Origin of the sequence: Streptomyces sp. DSM 41931 (genome assembly GCF_050271085.1) — a bacterium.
GTDB lineage: Bacteria > Actinomycetota > Actinomycetes > Streptomycetales > Streptomycetaceae > Streptomyces > Streptomyces albogriseolus.
In genome coordinates, this window is sequence record NZ_CP189902.1 from 2,659,029 (window position 1) to 2,684,285 (window position 25,257).

Genomic DNA, 25,257 nt, shown 5'->3' on the forward strand with positions numbered 1-25,257 from the left:
CGGGTCTCTCCGCCAGGGGGAGCACCCGTGTCTCGCGGGCGTCCTCGTCCGCTTCCGCGAACCTCCAGGAACCGTCGGCCGGCTGCGGCCGCCCTGGTTGGGCGTCTTCTCGCCACTTCTCCACGCGCTCGCACATCCCCCCAACGGAACCATCGGCGCGCGTACGACCCGAGCACCCGTCGGCGGACCGGGCCCCCCACCCGCTCCGAGCGCCCCGTTTATCACACCGTGCTCGAGCATCGAATGTAGCGCACGCGGAGGTGGTGTGTTTGCGTGGAGACCTTTTGTGTCAGCAGCGAGACATTGGGTGCGCTCCCATCACCTGGGCGTCCGTTTCCGGGAGCCAGGAGTCCGCTGGGCGCTTCAACCAGCCCCGCTCGGCGGCGAGATCGGCCGCCGTCCTGCGCAGTTCGGTCAGAGCGGGATGGATCACGCCCTTCCGCCACACAAGAGACACGGGTGAGAGGGGGACCGGCTCGACCAGGGGCCGCGACACGGTTCCGGGAAGTGGCGGAAAAGCGACTACGGCGAGGATCGGGTTCCGGGTGCGCGCCATCACGCGCTGGAACTCCTCCTCCCCCACCGCCAGCGGGGCGGGCGACGCGAGCGCGATGCCCCGCCCGTCGAACAGCCGCCGCGCCAGGTCCGTCCACTCCTCGGTGCGGGTGTTGCCCGCCCCGGCGTAGACGGTCTCCCCGGCCAGCGCGGCCAGCGGCACCTCCGGCAGGCCGGCCAGCGCGTGGTCGTCGGGCAGCACCACGGCCATCGGCTCGTACCGCACCGGCTGCTGGTCGAGCCCGGCCCGCACGGCCGGGGCGAGCCCCGCGAACCGGCCGAACGACGCGTCGAGCCGCCCGGCGAGCAGCTCCCCCGCGGCCCAGGTCAGCCCGCTCTCGTAACGGGCCATCAGCTCGTGCCCGGGGGCCCGCTCCCGCGCCCGGTGCAGCACCTCGCGGTGGGTCTCCAGGCCCGGGGAGTTGAGGTCCACGAGCAGCGGGCGGCTCTGTCCGGCGGCGGCGAGCAGGTCGTCCTGCGCCTGGAGCGCCGCACGGGCGTAGGGCAGCAGGCGCTCGCCGTCGGCGGTGAGCGTGACCCGGCGCGTGCTGCGGACGAACAGCTCGCAGCCCAGCTCCCGCTCCAGGCGCCGCACATCCCGGCTGAGCGCCTGCTGGGCGACGTAGAGGCGGACCGCGGCCCGGGTGAAGTGCAGCTCCTCGGCGACGGTGACGAAGGCGCGCAGCAGGCGGGGGTCGACGTGGGCGGGGGCGGGCATGGCCGTGAACCTACAACACGGGTGCGTCAATCGGTGCGGAGAAGGTGTTGGACCGGCGCCACCGCCAGGGGCGACGGTGGGGCCATGCCGCAGCCGACCTCCGGGGACACCCGTCTGTTCACCGTCACCGCCGACACCCTCGTGGCCGTCGACTTCACTCCGCGCGCCCCGCGCGAGCCGGGCCCGTACCGCCGTCTGTTCGCCGTGCCGGGCGCCCGCGCCTTCACGGCGGGGAACCTGCTCGCCCGGCTGCCGATGGGGATGTTCGGGGTGAGCGCGATCGTGATGATCGCCGGGAGCCGCGGGTCGTACGCCCTGGCCGGCGCCGTCACCGCGACCGGGCTCGCCGCCACGGCGGTGGTCGCCCCGTGGACCGCGCGCCTGGTGGACCGCCACGGGCAGGCCCGCGTCGCGCTGCCGGCCACGCTGATCGCGGTGCTCGGCTCGCTGGCGCTGGTGCTCTGCGTGCGGTACGGCGCCCCGGACTGGACGCTGTTCGCCGCCTACGCCGCGACCGCCACCACCCCGAACACCGGGGGCATGTCCCGGGCCCGCTGGGCGCATCTGCTGAAGGGCAGACCCGACGCGCTGCACACCGCGAACTCCTTCGAGCAGGCCGCCGACGAGCTGTGCTTCATGCTCGGCCCGGTGCTCGCGGCCGTGCTGTGCGGGACGTTCTTCCCGGAGGCGGGGACGCTGACCGGCGCGGTGCTGCTGCTGACGGGCGTCGCCCTGTTCACCGCGCAGCGCTCCACGGAGCCCCCGGCCGTCCGCCGCGCCCCCGGGCGGGCTCCCCTGCGCGCGCCCGGCGTGCGGCCGTTGCTGCTGGTCTGCCTGGCGACGGGCGCGGTGTTCGGCTCGATGGAGGTCGTGACGATCGCGTTCGCGGACGGACAGGGGCACCGTACGGCGGCCGGTGCGGTGCTGGCGCTCCAGGCGGCGGGTTCCTGCGCGGCGGGTCTGCTGTACGGGGCGGCGCGCCCGGCCGGGTCGGCACGGTCCCGCCTGCTGTGGTGCCTGGCCGCGATGGCCGCGCTGATGACGCTGCCGCTGCTGGCCGCCGCCCTCACCGGTTCGCTCCTGGTCCTGGCGGGCGCGTTGCTGGTGGCGGGCATGGCCACCGCCCCGACGATGGTCACCACGATGACCCTGGTGCAGCGGCACACCCCGGAGGGGCGGCTGAACGAGGGCATGACGCTGGCGGTCACCGGGCTGCTGGGCGGGATCGCCTGCGGCAGCGCGACCGGCGGCTGGGTCGTGGAGCACGTTTCGGCCACCGCCGGGTACGGGGTGCCGGTGGCGGCGGCGCTGACCGCCTTCGCGGTCGCCGGGTCCCTCCTCTCGTTCGGCTCGTCGAACCGCTCCATGGATCACCGTCCGCACCATTGACGGCCACAGATCCCGCACATACCTTCACCCGTCGAAGCGCTTCGACAAGGGCGTCGGCCGCTTCCTCCCCCCACGGACCGTGCCCACGAGGACTCCCGATGGTGAAGATCACGGATGTGGCCCGGCGCGCCGGCGTCTCCCCCAGTACGGTCTCGTACGCGCTGAGCGGCAAGCGGCCGATCTCCGACGCGACCCGGCGCCGGGTGCAGGCCGCCGTGCGCGAGCTGGGCTATCGCGCGGACGGCGGCGGGCGCTCCAGGTCCGGCGCCAGGGCGAAGGTGCTCGCGCTGGCGGTGCCGATGCGGCCCGGCATCCATGTGCCGGTGGTCACCCAGTTCGCCGTGTCGGTGGTCACCGCCGCCCGGGCCCGTGACCACGACGTGCTGCTGCTCACCCAGGCCGAGGGCGACGAGGGCATCGGGCGGGTCACGGAGACGGGGCTGGCGGACGGGGTGATCGTGACGGACGTGCAGCTGCAGGACCCGCGGCTGCCGCTGCTGCGCTCCTGCTCCCTGCCGTCCGTGCTGATCGGCGTGCCCGCCGAGGCGGACGGCCTGACCTGCGTCGACCTGGACTTCCGGGCGGCCGGGGAGCTGTGCGTGGACCATCTGGCGGGGCTCGGGCACCGCGCGGTGGCGCTGGTCGGCTCGCCGCCGGAGGTGTACGTGCGGCGGACCGCGTTCGCCCGGCGGCTGGTGGAGGGCTTCACCGCGGCCGCCGACCGGCACGGGCTGGCCTCGGCGGTGCTGCCGTGCGGCACCGGCCGGGAGGCGGCCCGCGCGGTCGTGGAGCGGCTGCTGCGCGACCTGCCCGCGCTGACCGCGGTGGTGGTGCACAACGAGCCGCTCGTCGACCCGCTGATCGAGGCGTTCGAGGAGCTGGGGATGCGGGTCCCCGGCGATCTGTCCCTGACCGCCGTCTGCCCGGCCCCGGTCGCCGCGGCGGCCCGCGTCCCGGTCACCTCGGTGGCCGTGCCGGCCGCCGAGCTGGGCGCCCGCGCGGTGCATCTGCTGGTGCGGAAGCTGTCCGGGGCCCCCGTACCGGGCACCACCCTGCTGCCGCCCCGGCTGACGGAGCGGGCGAGCACGGCGCCGCGCGGGCACTGACGCTCAGCCGAGCTGCCAGGCCTTCCCCAGCCGGTAGGCGGCGCACAGGTTCACGTCCAGGAAGTACGCCCCGGCCGCCCCGCACTGCGCGTCGCCGGTCCCGGGGTCGACGGGCTGGCCGTGCCCCATCCCGGTGAGGCTGTACGTCTCCACGACGGCGTTCCCGCCGGGGCCGCGGTAGACGCGGTGCGGGTGGCCGGCGACGGTGTCGGCGACGTCGGCGGTGCGGTCGGCGCCGTGCACGTTCGTCCACTGGTCCACCAGGGCGGTCATGTTGACCGGCTTCACCGTGTAGTCGGCCGTGCCCTGGAACACGGTGAGCGCCGGCCAGGGCCCGGCGTACCCGGGCCGCGCGGCCCGCACCCGGTCGCCCCACTGCGCCGGGGTCTGGGTGGCCCCGACGTACATGCACACGTACGGCGACCCGGCGGCCTGGGCGCAGCCGTAGGGCAGTCCGGCGACGATCCCGCCCGCGGCGAACTTCTCCGGGTAGGCGGCCATCATCACGGCGGTCATCCCGCCGCCGGCGGACAGCCCGGTGACGTAGACGCGGGACGGGTCGCCGGAGACGTCGGCGAGCTGCCGGTCGACCATCTGGGCGACCGAGGCGGCCTCGCCCTGGCCGCGCGTGATGTCGGCGGACCCGAACCAGTTGAAGCACTGGCTGAGGTTGTTGCCGCTCTGCTGCTGCGGCAGCACGACGGAGAAGCCCCAGCGGTCGGCGAGCGTGGTCCAGCCGGTGCCGGAGGCGTACCCGGCGGCGTTCTGGGTGCAGCCGTGCAGGGCGACGACCACGGGGCGGCCGGCGGGCAGCCCGTCGGGGACGTAGCGGTACATCTTCAGGGCGCCGGGGTTGCTGCCGAAGCCGGTGACCTCCTGGAGGGAGGCGGCGGAGGCGGGCGCGGGGGCGAGCAGGACGGAGAGGAGGGCGGCCAGGAGGGCCGTCAGCACGGTGGGGCGCAGTGCGGCTCTGGTCTGTGTCATGGAGAGCGAAGGTAGAAGCGTGAACCACCCACCGATATGGGCGCGGCCCCCATATCCCGGGGGTGCACACATGTGGCCGGGCATGACAGAGGCCCCGCCGCTCGCGCGACGGGGCCTCTGCCCACATGGGGTCTGTGGAGATGGCGGGAATCGAACCCGCGTCCAACGGTGCGGAACCAGGGCTTCTCCGTGTGCAGTCGGCTGTGCTTTTCTCGGCCCCGGAGATCACGCCGACAAGTCTCCGACGGGCCCAGTCACTGTGAGATTTCCCTTTTCACCCCGTGACCGGGATCAAGGTTTAGTTCCCTAGCTGATGCCAGGATCCGGGTCGGGAACACCCCCGGGCTGACACTCCCTTAAGTAGGGGAGCCGCTGCTCGCTACCTGAAGATCAGGCAGCGAGGGCGAGCTCGCCCTGGGAGATGGATCGCTTGGAATTGGCGATTATTTTTTTCGGCCTGTGGTTTACGAGATCATGGCCGCTTCCTCGACACGCTTCCCCTGCTTCGACAGCCGCTGTCGAAACCGATCATCCCCATGTTGTGTTGTCAAACCCTCCCGGAGGAGGTGACCCGCACCTTCTGTGAGGTGCGAAGCCATCGTACGTGACCAACGCGGGTCGATGCCAGCCTATTCCCGCGGGGCCCGGGGGCCTCAGGCCCGCTGCTTCCTGCGCACCGCGGAGATCGCCCGCTCGGTCTCGCGCCGGTCCTGCTTCTCGCGCAGCGTCTGCCGCTTGTCGTACTCCTTCTTGCCCTTGGCGAGCGCGATCTCGACCTTCGCCCTGCCGTCCTTGAAGTACAGGGCGAGCGGCACGATGGTGTGGCCGGTCTCCTGGGACTTGGCCTCCAGCTTGTCGATCTCCTCGCGGTGCAGCAGCAGCTTCCGCTTGCGCCGGGCGCTGTGGTTGGTCCAGGTGCCCTGGCTGTACTCCGGGACGTGCACGTTGTGCAGCCACGCCTCGTGGTCGGTGAGCTGGACGAAGCCGTCCACCAGCGACGCCCGGCCCTGGCGCAGCGACTTCACCTCGGTACCGGTGAGCACCAGGCCCGCCTCGTAGGTGTCGATGATGAGGTAGTCGTGGCGCGCCTTCTTGTTCTGCGCGATCAGCTTGCGCCCTTTTTCCTTAGCCATAGTGCCGCCCATTTTCGCACTACGGAGGGGCTTCCCGGGAAGCCGATTACCGGGGGCGGGTCACCGGCCGAGTCCGCTGATGACCGTCTCGGCGCGCTTCAGCGCCTGCCCGCCGGCCTCCAGGTCGGGGGTGATGCCGTGGCCGTCGACGCCACGGCCGGAGGGGGTGCGGTAGTGGCCGACGGTCAGCTCGGCGACGGAGCCGTCGGGCAGCTCGGTCGGCATCTGCACCGAGCCCTTGCCGAAGGTGCGGGAGCCCACGACGACCGCCCGTCCGCGGTCCTGGAGGGCGCCGGTGAGGAGTTCGGCCGCGCTCATCGTCCCCGCGTCGACCAGCGCGACCAGGGGTCTCTTCGTGTCGCCGCCGGGCTCGGCGTGCAGGGCGCGCTGCTCGCCGGCGACGTCGTAGGTGGCGACCAGGCCGCCGTCGAGGAAGGCGGAGGCCGCGGTGACCGCCTCGGCGACCAGGCCGCCGGGGTTGCCCCGCAGGTCGAGGACGATGCCGGACCCCTTCGGCGCCTTGCGCACGGCGGCGCCGACCTGCTCGCCGGAGCCCTTGGTGAAGGCGGCCACCTGGATGACCGTGACTCCGGAGGCCAGGGAGCGGACGGTGACCGACTCCCGGGAGAGCCGGGCGCGCCGCACGGTCTCGCTCCACGAGCGCGAGCCGCGCTCCAGTCCGAGCCGCACGGTGCTGCCTGCGGTCTTGCCCGCCCTGTCGCCGCGCAGCAGGGAGACGACCTCGGTGACGGGCCGCCCGTCGACCTTCTCGCCGTCGACGCTGCGCAGCCGGTCGCCCGGACGGATGCCCGCCTCGGCGGCGGGCGTGCCGCTGCCGACCCTGCTCACCTCGATACGCCCGTCCCGCTCGCGGGCCCACAGGCCGACGCCGGTGTAGGCGCCGTCGAGGGTGGCCTCGAACTCCTCGTACTCGCCGCGTGAGTAGACGGCGCCCCAGCGGTCGCCGCTGCGGCTGACGGCGCGCTCCGCGGCCTCCAGCGGGGACGCCCCGTGGGCGGCGGCCTCCTCGGCCGCCCGGGCGACCTCGGCGTGATGGCCGACGGGAGCGGCCTTCCCCGCACCGTCCGCGGGGTCCCCGCGGTCGGCGCCGGGGAGGCTGCCCGTGGCCGCGCCGGCGACGAGCACGCTCGCGAAGACCAAGGTCAGGGCGGCGCCGCGGCGGACGCTGCGGGGCCGACAGAACGGGTCACGACCTGACATGCCGGTGAGTCTAGGACAACGGAAAGGGGCGCACGGCCCGTTGGCCGCGCGCCCCTGTTGGCAAGAGTCACACCTTCAGATACTTGCGCAACGCGAAGAACGCGGCCAACGCGGGCATCAGGAGACTGGTCGCCAGGATGAGCGGAAGCTTCGTCAGGACGGCGTCCCAGCCGATGAAGTTGATCAGGCTCAGCTTCTCCGACAGGGCGAGTCCGTGGTCGATGATGAAGTACCGCGCGAGGAGGAGGAAGGCGCACGCGAGGGTGCCGCCGATGAGTCCGGCGACCGCGGCCTCCATGATGAACGGCGCCTGGATGTAGAAGCCGGAGGCGCCCACCAGGCGCATGATCCCGGTCTCGCGCCGGCGGCTGAACGCGGACACCCGGACGGTGTTCACGATCAGCATCAGGGCGACGACCAGCATCAGCGCCATCACCGCCCGGGCCGCCCAGTTCATGCCGTTCAGCAGCTCGAAGAGGTTGTCCAGCAGGCCTTTCTGGTCCTGCACGGACTGCACGCCCTCACGCCCGTCGAAGGCGGTCGCGATGACCTGGTACTTCTCCGGGTCCTTCAGCTTGATGCGGTACGACTCCTGCATCTGGTCGGGCGTGAGGGAGCTGGCCAGCGGCGAGTCGCCGAACTGCTCCTTGTAGTGCTTGTACGCCTCGTCCTGCGACTCGTACGTCACCGTGTCGACGACCGACATCTTCTCCAGGTCGGCCTTGATCTGGCTCTTCTGGTCGTCGGTCACCGCGCCCTTGGCGCAGTTGGGGTCGGACTCGGCGTCGGACTTGTTGCAGAGGAAGATGGAGACGTTGACCTTGTCGTACCAGTAGCCCTTCATCGTGCTCACCTGGTCGCTCATCAGGAGCGACCCGCCGAACAGGGCGAGCGACAGGGCGACGGAGACGACGACCGCGAAGGTCATCGTCAGGTTGCGGCGGAGACCGACGCCGATCTCCGACAGGACGAACTGGGCGCGCATGGCGTCTGATCAAGCCTTTCCGTGGAGCGTCAGTGCTGGTAGCCGTAGACGCCGCGTGCCTGGTCGCGCACGAGGCGGCCCTTCTCCAGCTCGATGACGCGCTTGCGCATCTGGTCCACGATGTTCTGGTCGTGCGTCGCCATCACCACGGTGGTGCCCGTCCGGTTGATCCGGTCGAGCAGCTTCATGATGCCGACGGAGGTCTGCGGGTCGAGGTTGCCGGTCGGCTCGTCGCAGATGAGCAGCTTGGGCCGGTTGACGAAGGCCCGCGCGATGGCGACGCGCTGCTGCTCACCGCCGGACAGCTCGCCCGGCATGCGCTCCTCCTTGCCGCCGAGCCCGACCAGGTCGAGCACCTGCGGCACGGACTTGCGGATCTCGCCGCGCGACTTGCCGATGACCTCCTGGGCGAAGGCCACGTTCTCGGCGACCGTCTTGTTCGGCAGCAGGCGGAAGTCCTGGAACACGGTCCCCAGCTGCCGCCGGATCTGCGGCACCTTCCAGTTGGAGACGCGGGCGAGATCCTTGCCGAGGACGTGCACCTGCCCGTGGCTGGCCCGCTCCTCGCGGAGGACGAGCCGCAGGAAGGTGGACTTTCCGGAGCCGGAGGACCCGACGAGGAACACGAACTCGCCCTTCTCGACCTCCAGGGAGACGTCCCGGAGGGCTGGGCGGGTCTGCTTGGGATAGACCTTGGACACGTTGTCGAATCGGATCACGGATGCACCACGGGTAGCCGGGGGTAGATGAGCGTGACCTTACGCGACGCGGGTAGGCGTGCGCAGGCACCGGTAGGGGTTGCGTAAGACTTGCGCCCATTTGTTCCGGTGCCGGGTGAGGGCAGCATCCCCAGGGGCGCGGGGAACTGCGCGAGCAACTCCAACGGCGCCGCAGCCGCGTATCCTCATCAACCACCCTCTCTGGGAGCGACCCGGCGCAGCTTCCGCAGGAACCTGGCACAGTGGAAGGGGAACGTTCACGCGGTGGTGGGCGTTGAACCCCAGGAATCGGCGCGAGGAGGGCGAGCGCATGACGTACGACCGGCTGGTGTGCGCGAACTGCGCCGCGCCCGTGAGCGAGGGCCGGTGCCCCGTGTGCCGTGCGAACCGCGAGCGGATGCAGCAGGAGAACTTCTTCGCGGGGCTGACCCCGATGACCCTGATCGTCCTGCTGGCGGTGCTGGTCGCGGCGGTGGCCCTGCTCGCCCATCAGACCGTCTGACCAGGACGGACAGGGACCCCACAGACACGGCGAGGGCCCGGAGCGCGGCGGCGCTCCGGGCCCTTGCGTCACGTCGTGCGTACGGTGCGTACGCGCGCGGCCACCGTCAGGCGGCGGCGCCGCCGCGGCCGGTCATCAGGCGCGGCAGCACCCGGAAGCCGATACCGCCGGCGATCATCGTGGCGGCGCCGATCACCAGGAAGGTGGTCTCGGCGGCACCGGTCTCGGCCAGCTCCTTGCCGTTGCCCTGCGCCGAGGCCGCCGGGGCCTCCTCGCCGGTGTCGGTCAGGGAGGAGGAGCCCTCCTCCTGCGGGGAGGCGCCGCCGTCGGGGTCGAGGCCGCCGGGGGCGGACTCGGAGGGCTCCTCGGTGGGCTCCTCGGTCGGGTCCTCAGTGGGGTCCTCGGTCGGGTCTTCGGTCGGGTCCTCCGTGGGGTCCTCGGTGGGGTCCTCGGTCGGGTCCTCGGTGGGCTCCTCCGGGGTGGTCGGAACCTCGGTGGGCTCCTCCGGCGTGGTCGGAACCTCGGTGGGCGGCTCCTCCGGCTCGGTGGGGTCGTCCTCGTCCCCGTCGAGGCTCACGCCGAGGCCGAGGCCCGCGTCGTTCGCCTCGGCGCTCACGCCGATCTCGAGGGCGGAGGCGGCGCCGGCCGCCGTGAGCGAGGCGCCGGCCGCTATCACGGCACCGGCCGCGATACGAGCGACACGGATCCGCGTCTTCTTGGTCATGTGGTTGCTACCCCCAGTAGCTCATCGTCAGTGAGGCGGCGCCCGGGGCCGTGATCAACGGAGGTAACTGTGGTGAAACGCCCCCCGGTTCACATGCGCCCCAGAAATGCGCATGCCACGCTTCACCCTTCCCACTTTCCAAAAGAACGTCAAGGGCGTTGCGCGCGCGATGTCCCGCTCCGCACGCTTTGCCGGACACGGAAGCTGTGAGTGTGATGTAAATCCCGGACATCCCCGACACGACAAAGCAACTGCCGCTACAGAAGCGGCAGTTGCCTTGTCGACAAATCGGCGTGCGGGCGGAGCCTTACTTCTCCTGCTGCTTGCGCCAGCGAATCCCGGCCTCGAGGAAGCCGTCGATCTCGCCGTTGAACACGGCCTCCGGGTTGCCCACCTCGTGCTCCGTGCGCAGGTCCTTGACCATCTGGTACGGGTGCAGCACGTACGAACGCATCTGGTTGCCCCAGGAGTTGCCGCCGTCGCCCTTGAGGGCGTCCATCTTGGCCTGCTCCTCCTGGCGGCGCCGCTCCAGCAGCTTGGCCTGGAGGACGTTCATCGCGGTGGCCTTGTTCTGGATCTGGGAGCGCTCGTTCTGGCAGGAGACCACGATGCCGGTGGGGATGTGGGTGAGGCGCACCGCCGAGTCGGTGGTGTTCACGCCCTGGCCGCCGGGGCCGGAGGAGCGGTAGACGTCCACGCGCAGCTCGGACTCGTCGATCTCGATGTGGTCGGTCTGCTCGACGACGGGGAGCACCTCGACGCCCGCGAACGACGTCTGGCGGCGGCCCTGGTTGTCGAAGGGGGAGATGCGCACCAGGCGGTGCGTGCCCTGCTCGACGGAGAGGGTGCCGTAGGCGTAGGGCGCCTGCACGGCGAAGGTGGTCGACTTGATGCCGGCCTCCTCCGCGTACGAGGTCTCGATCAGCTCCGTCTTGTAGCCGCGCTGCTCGGCCCAGCGCAGGTACATGCGCTGGAGCTTCTCGGCGAAGTCGGCGGCGTCCACGCCGCCGGCCTCGGCGCGGATGTTGACCAGCGCCTCGCGGGAGTCGTACTCGCCGCTCAGGAGGGTGCGGACCTCCATCTCGTCCAGCGCCTTCCGGACCGAGACGAGCTCCGACTCGGCCTCCGCGCGGGTGTCCGGGTCGTCCTCCTCCTCGGCCATCTCGAAGAGCACGGCGAGATCGTCGATCCGCGAGCGCAGGGCCTCGGCTTTCCTGACCTCCGCCTGGAGGTGGGACAGCTTGCTGGTGATCTTCTGCGCCTCGTCCGGGTTGTCCCAGAGGGACGGCGCGGCCGCCTGCTCCTCGAGCACGGCGATGTCTGCCCTCAGCTTGTCGAGGTCCAGGACGGCCTCGATCGACTCCATGGTCGAGGAGAGGGACTTGAGCTCTTCGGAAACGTCGACGACTGCCACGCCCTCCAGCGTAACGGCTTCCCGCCGCGGGCCATGCCGGGCGGGGGTGCCCGGGGGCACTCTCCCGCGGTCTGGAGAGGTGCCGCGCGCTTCCCTCCCGTTCCTGGGGGCCGCGCCCCCAGACCCCCTTTCGCGCAGTTCCCCGCGCCCCTGAAGGGGGGCTACGGGACGGCCGGGGCCGAGTTCTCCGTGTCCGGGGGTGGGGGTGGGGCGTCGTCCGTGGTGGTCAGCCAGGTGGCCACGCCCGCTGCTGCCAGGAGGGTGGCCGCCACCGCCAGGGTGAGGCGGCGGCGACGGGTGACCGCCCGGTTGCGGGCCGAGCCGGGGCGGGGGGCGCCCGCCGCCCGGGGCGCGCGGGCCGTGCCGTGGGCTCCCCCGGCCAGTTCGTCCGGCGCGGGGACGCGCATCGACGTGTGCGTGTCGCGGTTGGAGTCGGACGGCTTGGCGCCCGGCACCAGCGGGACCGCGCCCCGGCGGCGTACCGGCTGTCCGGCGGCGGGGGCGGCGCCGGACAGCTCCTCGGCGGTCTCCTCGGCCGGGTCGGTGTCCGGCTCGTCCACGTCCAGCGGCGGCATCCCGGCCAGCATCGGCAGCAGCTCCCGCAGCCGGGCGGCCAGCTCGGAGGCGCGCAGACGCGAGGCCGGGGCCTTGGCCAGGCACTGCACCAGCAGCTGCCACAGCTCGTCCGGGATGCCGGGCAGCGGCACCACCGTCTCGGTGACGTGCCGGCGCAGCACCGCGCCCGGGTGGCCGCCGCCGAACGGGGTGAAGCCGGCCAGCAGCTCGTAGAGGACCGTGGCGAGGGCGTAGATGTCGACGGCGGCGCGCGGCGGCAGGCCCTCGACGATCTCCGGGGCCAGATAGTCCGGCGTGCCGATGATCTTCGAGGCGCGGGTGCGGCGCGGGGTGTCGATGAGTTTCGCCACGCCGAAGTCGGTCAGCAGGGCGCGGTGCGAGCCGCCGGGGCCGAGCGGGCCCTGCATGTCCAGCAGGACGTTCTCCGGCTTGACGTCGCGGTGGACGACCCCGGCCGCGTGCGCCGCCGCCAGGCCGTCCGCGACGTCCGCGGCGATCGCCACCGCGGCCTCCGGGGCCAGTCTGCGCTCGCGGTCCAGCCGGGTGCGCAGGTCGGTGCCCCGGACCAGGTCCATGACCAGGGCGAGGTCGTTGCCGTCGACCACCAGGTCCCGCACGGACACCACGTGCGGATGCTCCAGACCGAGCAGCGCCGTCCGCTCCTGCACGAAGCGGCCGACGAGCTCCTGGTCCGAGGAGAGATCCTCACGCAGCAGCTTGATGGCCACGGGCCCCTCGGGGCCCTCGCCCAGCCACACCGTGCCGGCGCTGCCCCGCCCGAGGATCTGATGGGCGGTGTACCGGCTGCCGATTCTCCGTGCCAAGACTGCTCCTACCGACGCGTGTTGTCGCCAAAGCTACGCGTCCGGACAGGTGACCTTCACCGGAGACCCGGAAATCGGGCCCCAGATGTCGACAAAGCGGCAAACAAGCTCAGTTCGTCGGCTCCGAGGGGCCGCCCAGGTCCTCGATCCAGCCCGTGACCGAGCCGAACCAGTCGCTGAGCTGGTCCCAGTAGCCCTTGCCCGTGCCGATCCAGTCCTGGAGCGGGCTCAGCTCCCAGATCAGCCAGCTCGCGACGAACAGGATGAGCAGCGTGAACAGGCACCCCTTCAGGCAGCCGAGGCCGGGGATGCGCATCGGGTTGGCGCTGCGCTGCCGGGGCGGGCGCGGCTCCCGGGCGGGGCGCTGCGGCTCCGGCGGGGGCGCGTACCGCTGCGGCGGCTGGGGCTGCTGCCGGCGCTGGCGCTCCGGCGGCGGGGCGTACTGCTGCGGCGCGGGCTGCTGCGGGTAGCCGTACCCGGGGCCGGGCTGCGGCTGCTGGGGGTGGCGCTGCGGCGGCTGCTGCGGGGGCCGGGCCACCTGCCGCTGGGGGCGGCGGCGCAGCGGGTCCTGGCCGGGGTCGAGGTACTGGACCTGCGTCTGCTCGTTGCGGTCGCGGGCCGCGCGGAGCTGGTTCTGCCAGGGGTGCGGGTCCTCGGGGCCGCCGCCGGGCTGCCCGGGCGGCACCGGCGGCATCACGGCCGTGGGGTCGGCCGCGCCGGACGGGCCGGTCTGCGGCAGGACGCTGGTCGCGGCGCTGGGGTCGTAGGCGCCGTTCGGGTTCTGCGGCAGCACCTGCGTGGGGTCGGAGGCGCCGGGGGCGGACGGCTCCCCGGGAACCGGCGCGGGCGCGGGGTCGGGGGCGAGGAGCGCGCCGACGTTCTCCGCAGCGGAGATCTGCGCCGAGTTCGCGTGCACGCCGATGCCCTGGGCGACGACCCGCAGGCCGCGCGCCAGATTCTCGGCGCTGGGCCGCTCCTCGGGGTTCTTGCGCAGGCAGCGCTCGATGACCGTCCACAGCGGGTCGGGCACGGTGGACGGGCGGCGCGGCTCGGCGCTCAGGTGCTGGTGCAGCACCTCCAGGGCGGACCCGCCGGAGAACGGCGGACGGCCGGTGACCAGCTCGTAGAGCAGGATGCCGGCGCCGTAGATGTCGACGGCGGAGGTCTGCGGGCGGCCCTCGGCCGACTCCGGCGCGATGTACGCGGGCGTGCCGACGAACTCGTGGGTGCGGGTCAGGCCCGGGGAGTCGGCGAGGCGCGCGATGCCGAAGTCGGTGAGCATCGGGTGCATCTCGCCGCCCTGCTGCTTGAGCAGGACGTTGGCGGGCTTGAGGTCGCGGTGGACGACGCCGTCGGCGTGGCTGGCCCCGAGCGCGTCGGCGATCTGCGCGGTGAGCAGGGCCGCGGCGACGGGCGTGAAGGGGCCGTTCTCCCGCAGGTGGCGGTGCAGGTCGGGGCCCTCGACGAGGTCCATGACCAGCGCCAGCAGCTCGCCCTCGACCACCAGGTCGCGGACCCGCACGATGTTGGGGTGGGTGAGCCGCAGCAGGACGGAGCGCTCGCGCAGGAAGCGCATCACGACGTCCGCGTCGCCCGCCAGCTCCTCCTTGAGGACCTTGATCGCCACGGTCTCGCCGGGCTGGCCCGGCACGGCCGCCTCGGCGCCCGCGGTCTCCCGCTGGCGCGCGCGCCAGACGGTGCCCGTGGCGCCGCGTCCGAGCGGCTCCTCGAGCAGGTACTTGCTCCCTACCGGCCGCACGTCATGCGCTCCCTGCTGCTTGCTGGCTGGCGTACACCGTGGTCCACCCTGCTGCGGAATGTTCCGACCCACTGTAGTGCCGCCGCACGGATAACCGGCCGGTCGACTTCTGCGTCGTCCTGTGCTGGGACTTACGCACCGGTTCCCGTTCCCGTTCGACGGTTTCGACGGTTCCGTTGATTTCTCCGTTGATCCCGCGTGTGCGGAGTCTGCCGGAAAGACGTCCGACTCTGTCCGTTGGTTGCCGCGGGCCGGACGTGACCGATCTCAAGTCATCGCGGAACGATCAATCGCACAGCACTGGTCAGGCATTTTTACGGGCAGAGCCGACCAATCAAGATCATTTGATGCCGGGAGGCGGGCGCGCTGTCGGTGACAGGTGCGAGGATGCGGGCAGTACTGGCCGTACGTGCGCGTGTGGCGGTGGGGGAAGTCCGCGGAGGGGGACCGCGGGGCGGCTTCGTCCCCCGTGTCGCGGGCGCTCGCGCAGAAGGGACCGCTGACGGCGATGCAGATCCGGCTGACCGTCGTAGACCCGCTGGGCCCCACCTCCCCCGTCCGGGAGCGGGCCGTGAGCTGCGACGTGCTGGTCACGGCGCCCGCGGGCACGGCTCTCGCCGCGGTCGCCTCCGCGCTCGCCTCGGCGGTCTCCGGCGGCGACGGCTCCTCCGGTTCCTCGGGCGCGCCCGTGCTGTACGCCGGTGACCAGCGGCTGGACGCCCAGCGCAGCACGCTGGGCGAGCCCCCGCTGATCGACGGCGCGGTGCTGGCGGTGGGCGCCCCGGGCGAGCCCGAGCCGCACCCCGAACTGGACGCCGCCCCCACCCGGCTGCACGTGGTCGCCGGGCCCGACGCGGGCGGGGTGCATCTGCTGCACGGCGGGGAGATCCGCATAGGCCGTTCGGCCGACGCCGACGTGCCGCTCGACGACCCGGACGTCTCCCGGCTGCACTGCGCGGTGACGGTCGGCGCGGACGGCCGCGTCTCCGTCGCCGACCTCGGCTCCACCAACGGCACCACGCTGGACGGCCGCCCCGTCGGCGCCCGCCCGGTACGGCTCACCCCGGGCGCGCTGCTGCGCATCGGCGAGTCGGCCCTGCGGCTGACGCCGGCGGAGGGGCCGTCCGCCCGCACGGCGACCACCCCGGACGGAGAGGGACACGTCCGGGTGCCGGGGCCGCGTACGGCGGACACGGAGAGCGGGCGCGCCCCCGGGGGGCCGCGCGCCCGGACCCACCACGCTTACGGCTCCGCGGACTGGGCCACGCCCGCCCGCGGCGACGCTGCACCCGAGGTCCGCCCCCCTGCCGCACCGGGCCCCGTCGCGCACGTACCGGAGCAGAGCGGCCCCCCGGGGGCCGAGCGAGGCGGCGGGACGCCCGGACAGCGCACCGTGCGGATCGCGGCCCACGGGGACGTGCCCCGTGTGCCCCAGGGACGCCGGGTGTCCCGGCCCGCCCCGGCCGACGAGACGCACGCGGGACGGGGACAGGCGCACGGCCTGTACGCCGGCCCCGTGCACGGCCAGACGCGGGACGAGGCGCCCGCCGCCCACCCCGCACCGCGTCCCGCCGGACCGCCCCCCGCCGGACCCACCGGACGAACCACGGGCGACGCCCGCGACGGGCGGTACGCCGACGCCACCGCCGCGCAGACCTCCGACGCCCCCGACGGCACCCGCAAGGGCACCCCCGTACGGGGCACCGACGCCCCCGAGCCGCCGCGGGCGCGCAAGCGGGGCGGGATCGGCACCTGGGCGCGGCGGCTCACCGGCGGGCGGACCGAGCGGGACGCCGACGCGGCCCTCCTCGACGACCCGGCGGCGGGACCGGCGTACGCCCCGGCGCCCGCCGTGCCCGCGCAGCCCGAGACCTGGCCGGACCCGGCCACCCTGCTGCTGACCGCGCTCGGCCCCGGCCCCCGGCTGTGGGAGCGCGGGCCGGGCCACCCCGAGGTGCTCGCCGTGCGGCTCGGCACCGCGGACCGGCCCGCTCCGGACGGCTCCGGGCTGCTGCCCGTCGTTCCCGTGACCGTGGGTCTGCGCGAGGTCGGCGCGCTGGGGCTGGCCGGACCGCGCGAGCGGCTCTCCGGGCTGGCCCGCGCGGCGCTCGCCCAGCTCGCCGCGCTGCACTCCCCCGACACGCTGGAGATCGTCCTGATCGCCGCGGACCCGTCCCGTCCGTCGGACGAGCGCACCGCCGAGTGGTCCTGGCTGGGCTGGCTGCCGCATCTGCGGCCCGGGCACGGCCAGGACTGCCGGCTGCTCCTCGCCCACGACCGGGAGCAGGCCGCGGCCCGCGCCGACGAGCTGCTGCGCCGCCTCGCCGACCACGACCACGCGGGCGTCCCGGCGGACGCCGGCCCGTACACGGTGGTCGTGGTGGACGGCGACCCCGGCGGCGCGGACGTGCGGGAGGCCGTGGCGCGGCTGGCGGTGGAGGGGCCGCGGGCCGGCGTCCATCTGCTGTGCCTCGCCGAGACGCCCGCCGCCTCGCCCGCGTCCCCGGTGACGGAGACGTACGAGGCGGCCTGCGCGGTGGCGCCCGCGTTCCGTGACTGCGGGGCGGTCGCGCTGCTCAGCGGGGACGTGGCGACCGCGCTCCGGCTGCTGCGGGTGGCGAGGACCGGCGACGGCTCCCCGCCCGGCCCGGTCGGGCACGGCGCCCTCGCCACCGTGGACGCGGTCTCCGCGGCCTGGGCCGAGCGGTTCGCGCGGGCGCTCGCGCCGCTGCGCCCCGACGGTCCCGCGGCCGGGCCGCACCCTCGGGTGTCGGCGCCGCTGCCCCCGTCGGCGCGGCTGCTCGACGAGCTGGGCCTGGCCCGGGCCACGCCGGCGTCGCTGATGGCCCGCTGGGCCGACGCGGCCGACGACACCGGTGCGCTCGGCGGACGCGCCACCGCCGTCCTGGGCGCCGGACCCCGCGGCCCGGTCACCGCCGACCTCGCCGCCGACGGACCGCACCTGCTGGTCGAGGGCCCGTCCGGCAGCGGCCGTACGGAGCTGCTGCGCGCGGTCGTCGCCTCGCTGGCCGCCGCCGAGCGGCCCGACCGGCTGGGCATCGTCCTGGTCGACGGGCGGGGCGGCCCGGTGACCGGCTCCGGCTCAGGCGACGGCCTGCGGGTGTGCACGGACGTGCCGCACGTCTCCACCCACCTGAGCGCCGACGACCCTGTGCGGATGCGGGAGTTCGCCCAGTCGCTGAGCGCCGAGCTGAAGCGGCGCGCGGAGCTGCTGGGCCGCTCGGACTTCGCCGAGTGGCACACGGGGCGGGAGCTGGCGGACCGGATGGTCGCCCAACGCACGGCCGCGAACGGGGACCTGGACAGCCCGCCCAGCGCGACCGTGCGGCTGCGTCCCGGCGCGGACCGCCGCAAGACGCAGGCCGCGCCGCCGCTGCCCCGGCTGGTGGTGGTCGTGGACGACCTCGACCAGCTGGTCGCCCCCGCGCTCGGCGCGCCGGGACGGCCGGCCGCCGGGTCGGTGATGCGGGCGCTGGAGGCGGTGGCGCGGGACGGCGAGCGGCTCGGGGTGCATCTGGTGGCCGCGACCGCGCCCTGTCCCCGGACGGCGCAGACCGAGCCGGTGAAGCAGGCGTCGCTGCGGGTGGCGCTGGACGCGCCGGTCGTGGGGCGCGGCCCGGACGACCCCGCGCCGGGGCGGGGACGGCTGGCCCGTCCGGACGGGCGGGGGACGGAGTTCCAGGGCGGCCGGGTCACGGGCCGCATCCCGCGCACGGCGACGCTGCGGCCGACAGTGGTCCCGCTGGAGTGGCACCGCATGGGCGACCCCCCGGCCCGCCGCCAGGTCCGCGAACTCGGCAACGGGCCTACGGACCTCGCGCTCCTCGCCAGCGCCCTGGACCGGGCGGCCCGCCAGGTCGCGTCACCCCGGGTGCCGTCGCTCCTGTAGGACGCCTGCGCGGGGCCCTTGCTGCGCGACCAGCCACCGACCACCCGCACCCGGCGCTGCAACGGTGCCGCCGCGCCCACCCGTGCCGCCCCAGCGGCACGACTGCCCGCAGCTGGGGCGACGGCATGTCGTCAGCCAGCTGCGGCGGAAACACCCCAGGGGCGCGGGGAACTGCGCGACCAGCCACCGACCACCCGCACCCGGCGCTGCAACGGTGCCGCCGCGCCCACCCGTGCCGCCCCAGCGGCACGACTGCCCGCAGCTGGGGCGGCGGCATGTCGTCAGCCGGCCGCAGCGGAAGCACCCCAGGGGCGCGGGGAACTGCGCGACCAGCCACCGACCACCCGCAGGATGCGGCACACGTGACGCTCAATCACGACGTGGTCACGATCCGCGAGTTGACACGGGACGCGCTCTTGCCACCCCCACGCCCCGGGCGTAGACCAGACCGCACGGGACAGCGCTCGAACGTTCGGCCAAGTACGACGGAGTACGAGAACGGGGCAGTGATGCGCAGGACGAGCAGGATCATCCGGATACGCAGGTCGCCCGAGCACGGGCCGACTCCCCCCACCCGACGGTCCGTCAGGGCCGCCGCGGCCCTGGCCGCCGGTGTGCTGGCGGTCTCCCTCACCGCCTGCGGAGGCGACGACGGCGGCGACGGCGGTGGTGGCGGAGACGACAAGGGCAAGGCGTCAGGCGACACCGGAACCACCGTCACCCTCCCGAAGCTGGACGGCCAGACCCTGGAGGTCGCGGCCGTGTGGACCGGTGCGGAGCAGAAGAACTTCAAGCAGGTCCTCGCGGAGTTCGAGAAGCGCACCGGCGCCAAGGTGACCTTCGTCCCCGCCCAGGACCCGATCATCAACTTCCTCGGCTCGAAGATCGCGGGCGGCGCCCCGCCGGACGTGGCGATGCTGCCGCAGCCCGGCGCGATCAAGCAGGCCGTGGAGAAGAACTGGGCCAAGCCGCTCGGCCCGGAGGCCACCAAGGAGCTGGCGAAGAACTACTCGCAGGGCTGGCAGGACATCGGCAAGGTCGACGGCAAGCAGTACGGCGTCTACTACAAGGCCGCCAACAAGTCGCTGATCTGGTACAACGCCCAGGTCTTCGAGAACGCCGGCGCGTCCGAGCCGAAGACCTGGGACGAGCTGCTGAACACCGCGCAGATGGTCTACGACTCCGGCGTCACCCCGTTCTCGGTCGGCGGGGCCGACGGCTGGACCCTCACCGACTGGTTCGAGAACATCTACCTCTCGCAGGCGGGCCCGGAGAAGTACGACCAGCTCGCGAAGCACGAGATCAAGTGGACCGACCCCTCCGTCAAGGAGGCGCTGACCACCCTCGCCCAGGTCTGGGGCAAGAAGGACTACGTCGCGGGCGGCGCGCAGGGCGCCCTCCAGACGGAGTTCCCGGCGTCCGTGACGCAGACCTTCACCGGCGGCGACCAGCCCAAGGCCGGCATGGTCTACGAGGGCGACTTCGTGCAGGTGAACATCGGCGAGACCAAGGCGAAGGTGGGCACCGACGCGAAGGTGTTCCCGTTCCCCGCGGTCGGCGACACCCCGCCCGTGGTGTCCGGCGGCGACGCGGCGGTGATCCTGGAGGACTCCGAGGCGGCGCAGGCGCTGGTGACGTTCCTCGCCTCCCCGGACGCGGCGAGCATCCAGGCGAAGCTCGGCGGCTATCTCTCGCCGAACAAGAACGTGCCGAGCTCGGCGTACCCGAACGAGGTCCAGCAGAAGATGGCCAAGGCGCTCATCGACGCCGGCGACGACTTCCGCTTCGACATGTCCGACCAGGCCCCGCAGGCCTTCGGCGGCACGCCCGGCAAGGGCGAGTGGAAGGCGCTGCAGGACTTCCTGAAGAACCCGGCGGACATCGCCGGCACCCAGGCGAAGCTGGAGGCCGACGCGGCCGCGGCGTACGGGAACTGACCGGCGATGGCGGCGGACACGGCGGCGGGGGCCGCGAAGACGGCCCCCGCCGCTCCCAGGTCGCGCAAGAGCGTCACCGGCACCCGCAGGACCGTGGCGGCGCTGTTCCTGCTGCCCGCCCTGGCGCTGCTCGGGGCGCTCGTGGTCTACCCGATCGGGTACTCGGTCATCCGCAGCTTCTACGACCAGTCCGGCGACTCCTTCGCCGGGTTCGACAACTACCGGGCGCTGTTCACCGACGACGGCATCCGCACGGCGCTGAAGAACAACATCATCTGGGTGGTGTTCGCCCCGACGGTCGCGACCGCGCTCGGTCTGATCTTCGCGGTGCTCACCGAACGGGTGCGCTGGGGCACGGCGTTCAAGCTGGTCGTCTTCATGCCGATGGCCATCTCCATGCTGGCGGCGGGCATCATCTTCCGCCTCGTCTACGACCAGGACCCGGACAAGGGCGTGGCGAACGCCGTCTGGGTGGGCGTGCACGACACCTTCGCCCAGTCCTCGGCGTTCCCGAAGGCGCACCCGGGCCGCGAGTCGCCGCTGGAGCCGGCCGGCGGGGGCGCGTTCGTCACCAAGGGCACCGTGAGCGCCGGGGACACGGTGACGCTGCCGCTGGTGGGCGTCGCCCCGGACGTGATGCCGGACGACGCGGAACCGGCCGCGGCGCCCGAGCCGCAGGACGACCGGATCACCGGCAGCACCTGGCAGGACTTCACCCGCGGCAAGGGCGTCGGCGCGCTCAACCAGGTGGACTCCTCCGAGCTGGGTTACGCCGGGATGCGGATCGAAGCGGTGAAGGACGGCACGGTGGTGGAGACGGCCACGGCCGCCGCCGACGGCACGTTCTCCTTCTCGTCGAAGGCCGACGGGGCGCAGCTGCGGCTCCCGGCGAGCAACTTCAAGGAGCCGTACAACGGGCTCGACTGGCTCGGCCCGTCGCTGGTCACCCCGGCCGTGATCGGCTCGTACATCTGGATGTGGGCGGGGTTCGCGATGGTGCTGATCGCGGCCGGGCTCGCGGGCATGCCGCGGGAGCTGCTGGAGGCCGCCCGGGTGGACGGCGCGAACGAGTGGCAGGTGTTCCGGCGGGTCACGGTGCCGCTGCTGGCTCCGGTCCTCGCGGTGGTCACCGTCACCCTGATGATCAACGTCCTGAAGGTGTTCGACCTGGTGTTCATCATCGCGCCGGGCTCGTCCCAGGACGACGCGAACGTCCTCGCGCTGGAGCTGTACCGCAAGGGCTTCTCCGAGGACCAGCCGGGCGTCGCCAGCGCCATCGCGGTGTTCCTGCTGCTGCTGGTGATCCCGGTGATGTGGTTCAACGTACGGCGGCTGAGGCGGGAGGTGCGGCGATGAGCGCGGACGCCGGAAGCGTCACCAAGGCGGGCGTGCGGCCCACCGGGCCCGTGCGGGCGGAACGGCCGCTGGGGTCCCGGCTCGCCCAGTGGGTGAGCGGCGGGGCGGTCCGCGTCTTCCTGATCGTCGTCGGCCTGTTCTGGCTGGTGCCGACGATCGGGCTGCTGCTGGCCAGTCTGCGCACGCCGGAGGACATGGCGGTGGACGGCTGGTGGACGGTGTTCACCGAGCCGTCCGAGCTCACCTTCGGCGCGTACCGGACCCTGCTGGAGAACGACGACATCACCGGCTCGCTGCTGAACACGGTGTACATCACCGTGCCGGCGACCGTGCTGGTGGTGGTGATCGGCGCGCTCGCCGGGTACGCCTTCGCGTGGATGGACTTCCCGGGCCGCGACTGGTGGTTCCTCGCCGTGGTGGGACTGCTGGTGGTGCCGGTGCAGGTGGCGCTGATCCCGATCGCCGAACTCTTCGGCAAGCTGGGCGTCTTCGGCTCCCTGACCGGTGTGGTGCTGTTCCACGTCGGCTTCGGCCTGCCGTTCGCGGTGTTCCTGCTGCGGAACTTCTTCGCGGAGATCCCCAAGGAGCTGCTGGAGGCGGCCCGGCTGGACGGCGCGGGCGAACTGCGGCTGTTCGTACGGGTCGTGATGCCGCTGGCCGGTCCGGCGGTCGCGGCGCTCGGCATCTTCCAGTTCCTGTGGGTGTGGAACGACATGCTGGTCGCGCTGATCTTCACCGACTCGGGGAGCCAGCCGATCACGGTCGCCCTCCAGACGCAGGTGCGGCAGTTCGGGAACAACATCGACGTGCTGGCGCCGGGCGCGTTCATCTCGATGGTGGTGCCGCTGGTGGTGTTCTTCGCGTTCCAGCGGCAGTTCGTCTCCGGCGTGATGGCGGGCGCCGTCAAGTAGGCACATCAAGGGCGCGGTTGAGGGGCGGACCGGCCGAGGTCCGCCCCTTCGTGCGATGTGATTCCCCCGGATGCCGCAGGGTGCGTAACCAAGGCGGGCCAACGGGCGTTGCCGGGCAGAACGCCCGCACCGACCGTTGGATGCCCCTTGCCCAGGTTCAGTGTCATTGTCCCCGTGTACCAGGTTCAGGCGTATCTGCGCGAGTGCCTGGAGTCGGTGCTGACCCAGTCGTACCCGGATCTCGAACTGATCGCCGTGGACGACTGCTCGCCCGACGCCTGCGGAGCGGTGATCGACGAGTTCGCGGCCCGCGATCCGCGGGTGCGGCCGGTGCACCTGCCGGCCAACGTCGGCCTGGGACCCGCCCGCAACGCGGGCATGGCCCGCGCGACCGGCGACTACCTGGTGTTCCTGGACGGCGACGACACCCTCACCCCGGACGCGCTGCTCGCCGTCGCCGACCGGCTGAAGGAGACCGGCGACCCGGACGTCCTGGTCTACGACTACGCCCGCGCCTACTGGACCGGCGAGACCGTGCGCAACCAGGTCGCCGCCCAGCTCGCGGAGCACGGCCCGGCGCCGTTCACCCTCGCCGACCGGCCCGGGCTGCTCAGCCTGCTCGCGGTGGCCTGGAACAAGGCCTACCGGCGGGAGTTCGTCGAACGCGCCGGGTTCGCCTTTCCGCCGGGCTACTACGAGGACACCCCGTGGACGTACCCGGTGCTGATGACGGCGGGGACGATCGCCACCCTCGACCGGGTGTGCGTGCACTACCGGCAGCGGCGCGCCGGGGGCATCCTGCACACCACCAGCGAGCGCCACTTCGAGGTCTTCGGCCAGTACGACCGGGTCTTCGCCCACCTCGACGCGCACCCCGGCCTGGAGCGCTGGCGGCCGGTGCTGTTCCGCCGCATGGTCGACCATCTGCTGACCGTGTACACCCGCCCGGACCGGCTGCCGCGCGGCTCCCGCGCCGCCTTCCTGCGCCGGGCCCGCGACCAGTACCGGCGCCACCGCACGCCCGGCGCGTCCCTCCCCGCCCGCGCCCGGGTGCGGCACGCGCTGGTCCGGTTCGGGCTGCACCGCACCTACCGCACCCTGCGCCTGGCCGCGGCCCTGGGCCGCCGCGCGGGCCGGCTGCGCCGCCGTGCGCTGCGCGGTCTGCGCCGCGTCCTGCTGCGCACCCACTACCGCGTGCAGCGGCTGCTCCCGCTGGACACCGGCCGCGCCCTGTTCACCGTCGAGGACGACGGCGGCTACGGCGGCGACCCTGCCGCCCTGGAGTCGGCGGTGCGCGACCACGCCCCGCACGTCCGCACCGCCTGGGCGGCCCGCCCCGAGCTGCACCACACCCTGCCCACCGCCACCCGCCGGCTGGCGCCCGGCACCGCCGCCCATCTCACCGCGCTGGCCCGCAGCGCGTACCTGGTGACCGACCGCACGCGCGTGCCCGGTCTGGTCAAGCGCAAGGGGCAGATTTTGGTGCACACCCCGCCCGGCACCCCGCTGGCGTACGCGGGGCTCGACCTCCAGGACCGTCCGGCGGCGGCCCGGCACACGGACTTCGCCCGGCTGCTGGAGGGCGTCGACCAGTGGGACCACGTCGTCACCGGCGACCGTCACTCCACGCTGACCTACGAGCGGGTGCTGCCCGGCCGCTACCGGACCCTGGAGTACGGCAGGCCGCGCACCGACCGGTTCCACACGGCGACCCCGGCCGACGTGGCCGTGCTGCGGGACTCCCTGGGCGTCCCCGCGGGCGCGGTGGCGATCCTGTACGCGCCCGCGCCCCGCGACTACCGCCGCACCCCGGTGCGCACGCTCGACCTGGAGCGCGTGGTGCGCCGGCTCGGCCCCCGGTTCGTGATCCTGTCCCGCGCCGCGCGCCCCGACGGCGAGCCGCCGGAGGCCGCCTCCGACCGGGTGGTGGACGTGAGCGCCCACCCGGACGTGATGACGCTGTGCCTCGCCTCGGACGCCCTGGTCACCGACTTCTCCCCGCTGATGTGCGACTACGCGGGCCTGGACCGGCCGATCGTGCTGCACGCGGAGGACCGGGAGGCGTACGCGGCGGCCCGCGGGCTGTACGTCGACCCGTGGACCTTCCCGCCGGGCGCGGTCGCGGACAGCGAGGACGAGCTGATCGAGATCTTCGCCGGGAGCCGCTGGTGCGGGCCGCGCGCGGCCCGGCTGCGGGCGGCGTTCCGGGACCGCTTCTGTCCGCACGACGACGGCCGCGCCGCCGAGCGGGTGGTGCGCACGGTGCTGCTCGGGGAGTTCGCCGAGCCGCTGTCCGTGCCGCCGGAGCGGCGCCGCCCGGTGCCGGCGGCCGCGAGCGCGCCGGAGACCCCCGTGGTGGCGCTGCCGCCGCAGCCGGCGGTCTTCTGACCGTCACCCACCCCGTCCGCCCGTCGTTGCCCCCCTTGGGAGTACGCGTGTCCCCCGGCTCGTCACGGCCCGCCCCGGCCCGGCCGCCCGCGCGGCGTCCGACGGGGCGGCCCGGGCGGCGGCCCGCCCGCTGAGCGGCCGCCGTC

At 73.6% G+C, this 25,257-nt stretch carries 18 protein-coding genes and 1 other RNA gene; 8 read left to right on the forward strand and 11 right to left on the reverse strand.

Translation table 11 applies throughout. From position 1 onward, the window contains the following. Positions 1–289: 289 nt before the first annotated feature. Positions 290–1,273 (reverse strand): LysR family transcriptional regulator, encoded by a 984-nt coding sequence (locus tag ACP7TJ_RS12320; RefSeq protein WP_427763143.1) that lies wholly within the window; start codon positions 1,271–1,273, stop codon positions 290–292. 84 nt (positions 1,274–1,357) lie between these two features. On the opposite strand from ACP7TJ_RS12320, the gene ACP7TJ_RS12325 reads away from it, so the two are divergent. Then, positions 1,358–2,662 (forward strand): MFS transporter, encoded by a 1,305-nt coding sequence (locus ACP7TJ_RS12325; protein ID WP_093767077.1) that lies wholly within the window; start codon positions 1,358–1,360, stop codon positions 2,660–2,662. A gap of 98 nt (positions 2,663–2,760) precedes the next feature. Beyond that, the gene (locus ACP7TJ_RS12330) at positions 2,761–3,768 is read left to right on the forward strand and encodes a LacI family DNA-binding transcriptional regulator (RefSeq protein ID WP_189912694.1); all 1,008 of its coding nucleotides are present in this window, start codon (positions 2,761–2,763) and stop codon (positions 3,766–3,768) included. Between the two features lie 3 nt (positions 3,769–3,771). Here the strand turns inward: ACP7TJ_RS12330 and ACP7TJ_RS12335 are convergent, their stop codons facing one another. The 6 genes from ACP7TJ_RS12335 to ftsE all read right to left on the reverse strand — a co-directional run bounded on the left by ACP7TJ_RS12335 (position 3,772) and on the right by ftsE (position 8,810). Beyond that, positions 3,772–4,752, reverse strand: coding sequence for an extracellular catalytic domain type 1 short-chain-length polyhydroxyalkanoate depolymerase (locus tag ACP7TJ_RS12335; RefSeq protein WP_427763146.1), 981 nt, complete (start codon positions 4,750–4,752; stop codon positions 3,772–3,774). Between the two features lie 132 nt (positions 4,753–4,884). Continuing rightward, positions 4,885–5,288, reverse strand: a transfer-messenger RNA (tmRNA) gene (gene ssrA / locus ACP7TJ_RS12340). Positions 5,289–5,405: 117 nt separating this feature from the next. Then, the gene (gene smpB / locus ACP7TJ_RS12345) at positions 5,406–5,885 is read right to left on the reverse strand and encodes an SsrA-binding protein SmpB (RefSeq protein ID WP_093767074.1); all 480 of its coding nucleotides are present in this window, start codon (positions 5,883–5,885) and stop codon (positions 5,406–5,408) included. A 60-nt stretch (positions 5,886–5,945) separates the two neighbouring features. Then, the gene (locus ACP7TJ_RS12350) at positions 5,946–7,106 is read right to left on the reverse strand and encodes a S41 family peptidase (RefSeq protein ID WP_427763148.1); all 1,161 of its coding nucleotides are present in this window, start codon (positions 7,104–7,106) and stop codon (positions 5,946–5,948) included. Between the two features lie 67 nt (positions 7,107–7,173). Then, positions 7,174–8,091: a permease-like cell division protein FtsX gene (gene ftsX / locus ACP7TJ_RS12355; protein WP_093767072.1), complete on the reverse strand. Its 918-nt coding sequence runs from the start codon at positions 8,089–8,091 to the stop codon at positions 7,174–7,176. Between the two features lie 29 nt (positions 8,092–8,120). Continuing rightward, on the reverse strand, positions 8,121–8,810 hold the full coding sequence (gene ftsE / locus ACP7TJ_RS12360; protein ID WP_093767071.1) for a cell division ATP-binding protein FtsE: 690 nt from the start codon (positions 8,808–8,810) through the stop codon (positions 8,121–8,123). Positions 8,811–9,120: 310 nt separating this feature from the next. On the opposite strand from ftsE, the gene ACP7TJ_RS12365 reads away from it, so the two are divergent. Further along, on the forward strand, positions 9,121–9,312 hold the full coding sequence (locus ACP7TJ_RS12365; protein WP_019525816.1) for a hypothetical protein: 192 nt from the start codon (positions 9,121–9,123) through the stop codon (positions 9,310–9,312). A 106-nt stretch (positions 9,313–9,418) separates the two neighbouring features. On the opposite strand, the gene ACP7TJ_RS12370 is transcribed toward ACP7TJ_RS12365, so the two are convergent. The 4 genes from ACP7TJ_RS12370 to ACP7TJ_RS12385 form a co-directional block, all read right to left on the reverse strand. After that, complete coding sequence (locus tag ACP7TJ_RS12370) at positions 9,419–10,036, reverse strand: hypothetical protein (protein ID WP_193459120.1); 618 nt, start codon at positions 10,034–10,036, stop codon at positions 9,419–9,421. A gap of 307 nt (positions 10,037–10,343) precedes the next feature. Beyond that, positions 10,344–11,450, reverse strand: coding sequence for a peptide chain release factor 2 (prfB, locus tag ACP7TJ_RS12375; protein ID WP_093767069.1), 1,107 nt, complete (start codon positions 11,448–11,450; stop codon positions 10,344–10,346). A gap of 161 nt (positions 11,451–11,611) precedes the next feature. Continuing rightward, the gene (locus ACP7TJ_RS12380; RefSeq protein ID WP_093767068.1) at positions 11,612–12,850 is read right to left on the reverse strand and encodes a serine/threonine-protein kinase; all 1,239 of its coding nucleotides are present in this window, start codon (positions 12,848–12,850) and stop codon (positions 11,612–11,614) included. Between the two features lie 109 nt (positions 12,851–12,959). Continuing rightward, complete coding sequence (locus ACP7TJ_RS12385; protein WP_093767067.1) at positions 12,960–14,609, reverse strand: serine/threonine-protein kinase; 1,650 nt, start codon at positions 14,607–14,609, stop codon at positions 12,960–12,962. A 508-nt stretch (positions 14,610–15,117) separates the two neighbouring features. Here ACP7TJ_RS12385 and ACP7TJ_RS12390 point away from each other — a divergent pair. The 5 genes from ACP7TJ_RS12390 to ACP7TJ_RS12410 all read left to right on the forward strand — a co-directional run bounded on the left by ACP7TJ_RS12390 (position 15,118) and on the right by ACP7TJ_RS12410 (position 25,111). Then, positions 15,118–18,519: an FHA domain-containing protein gene (locus ACP7TJ_RS12390; protein WP_427763153.1), complete on the forward strand. Its 3,402-nt coding sequence runs from the start codon at positions 15,118–15,120 to the stop codon at positions 18,517–18,519. A 509-nt stretch (positions 18,520–19,028) separates the two neighbouring features. Further along, entirely contained in the window at positions 19,029–20,456 is a 1,428-nt protein-coding gene (locus ACP7TJ_RS12395; protein ID WP_427763155.1) for an ABC transporter substrate-binding protein, read from the forward strand. A gap of 6 nt (positions 20,457–20,462) precedes the next feature. Further along, on the forward strand, positions 20,463–21,812 hold the full coding sequence (locus ACP7TJ_RS12400; protein ID WP_387749509.1) for a carbohydrate ABC transporter permease: 1,350 nt from the start codon (positions 20,463–20,465) through the stop codon (positions 21,810–21,812). Next, positions 21,809–22,723 carry a carbohydrate ABC transporter permease gene (locus ACP7TJ_RS12405; protein WP_387580296.1) on the forward strand — a complete coding sequence of 305 codons (915 nt, stop codon included), beginning with the start codon at positions 21,809–21,811 and terminating at the stop codon, positions 22,721–22,723. The genes ACP7TJ_RS12400 and ACP7TJ_RS12405 overlap by 4 nt, the downstream gene beginning before the upstream one ends. Positions 22,724–22,870: 147 nt before the next feature. Next, positions 22,871–25,111, forward strand: coding sequence for a bifunctional glycosyltransferase/CDP-glycerol:glycerophosphate glycerophosphotransferase (locus ACP7TJ_RS12410; RefSeq protein ID WP_427763158.1), 2,241 nt, complete (start codon positions 22,871–22,873; stop codon positions 25,109–25,111). The last annotated feature ends 146 nt before the right edge of the window (positions 25,112–25,257 follow it).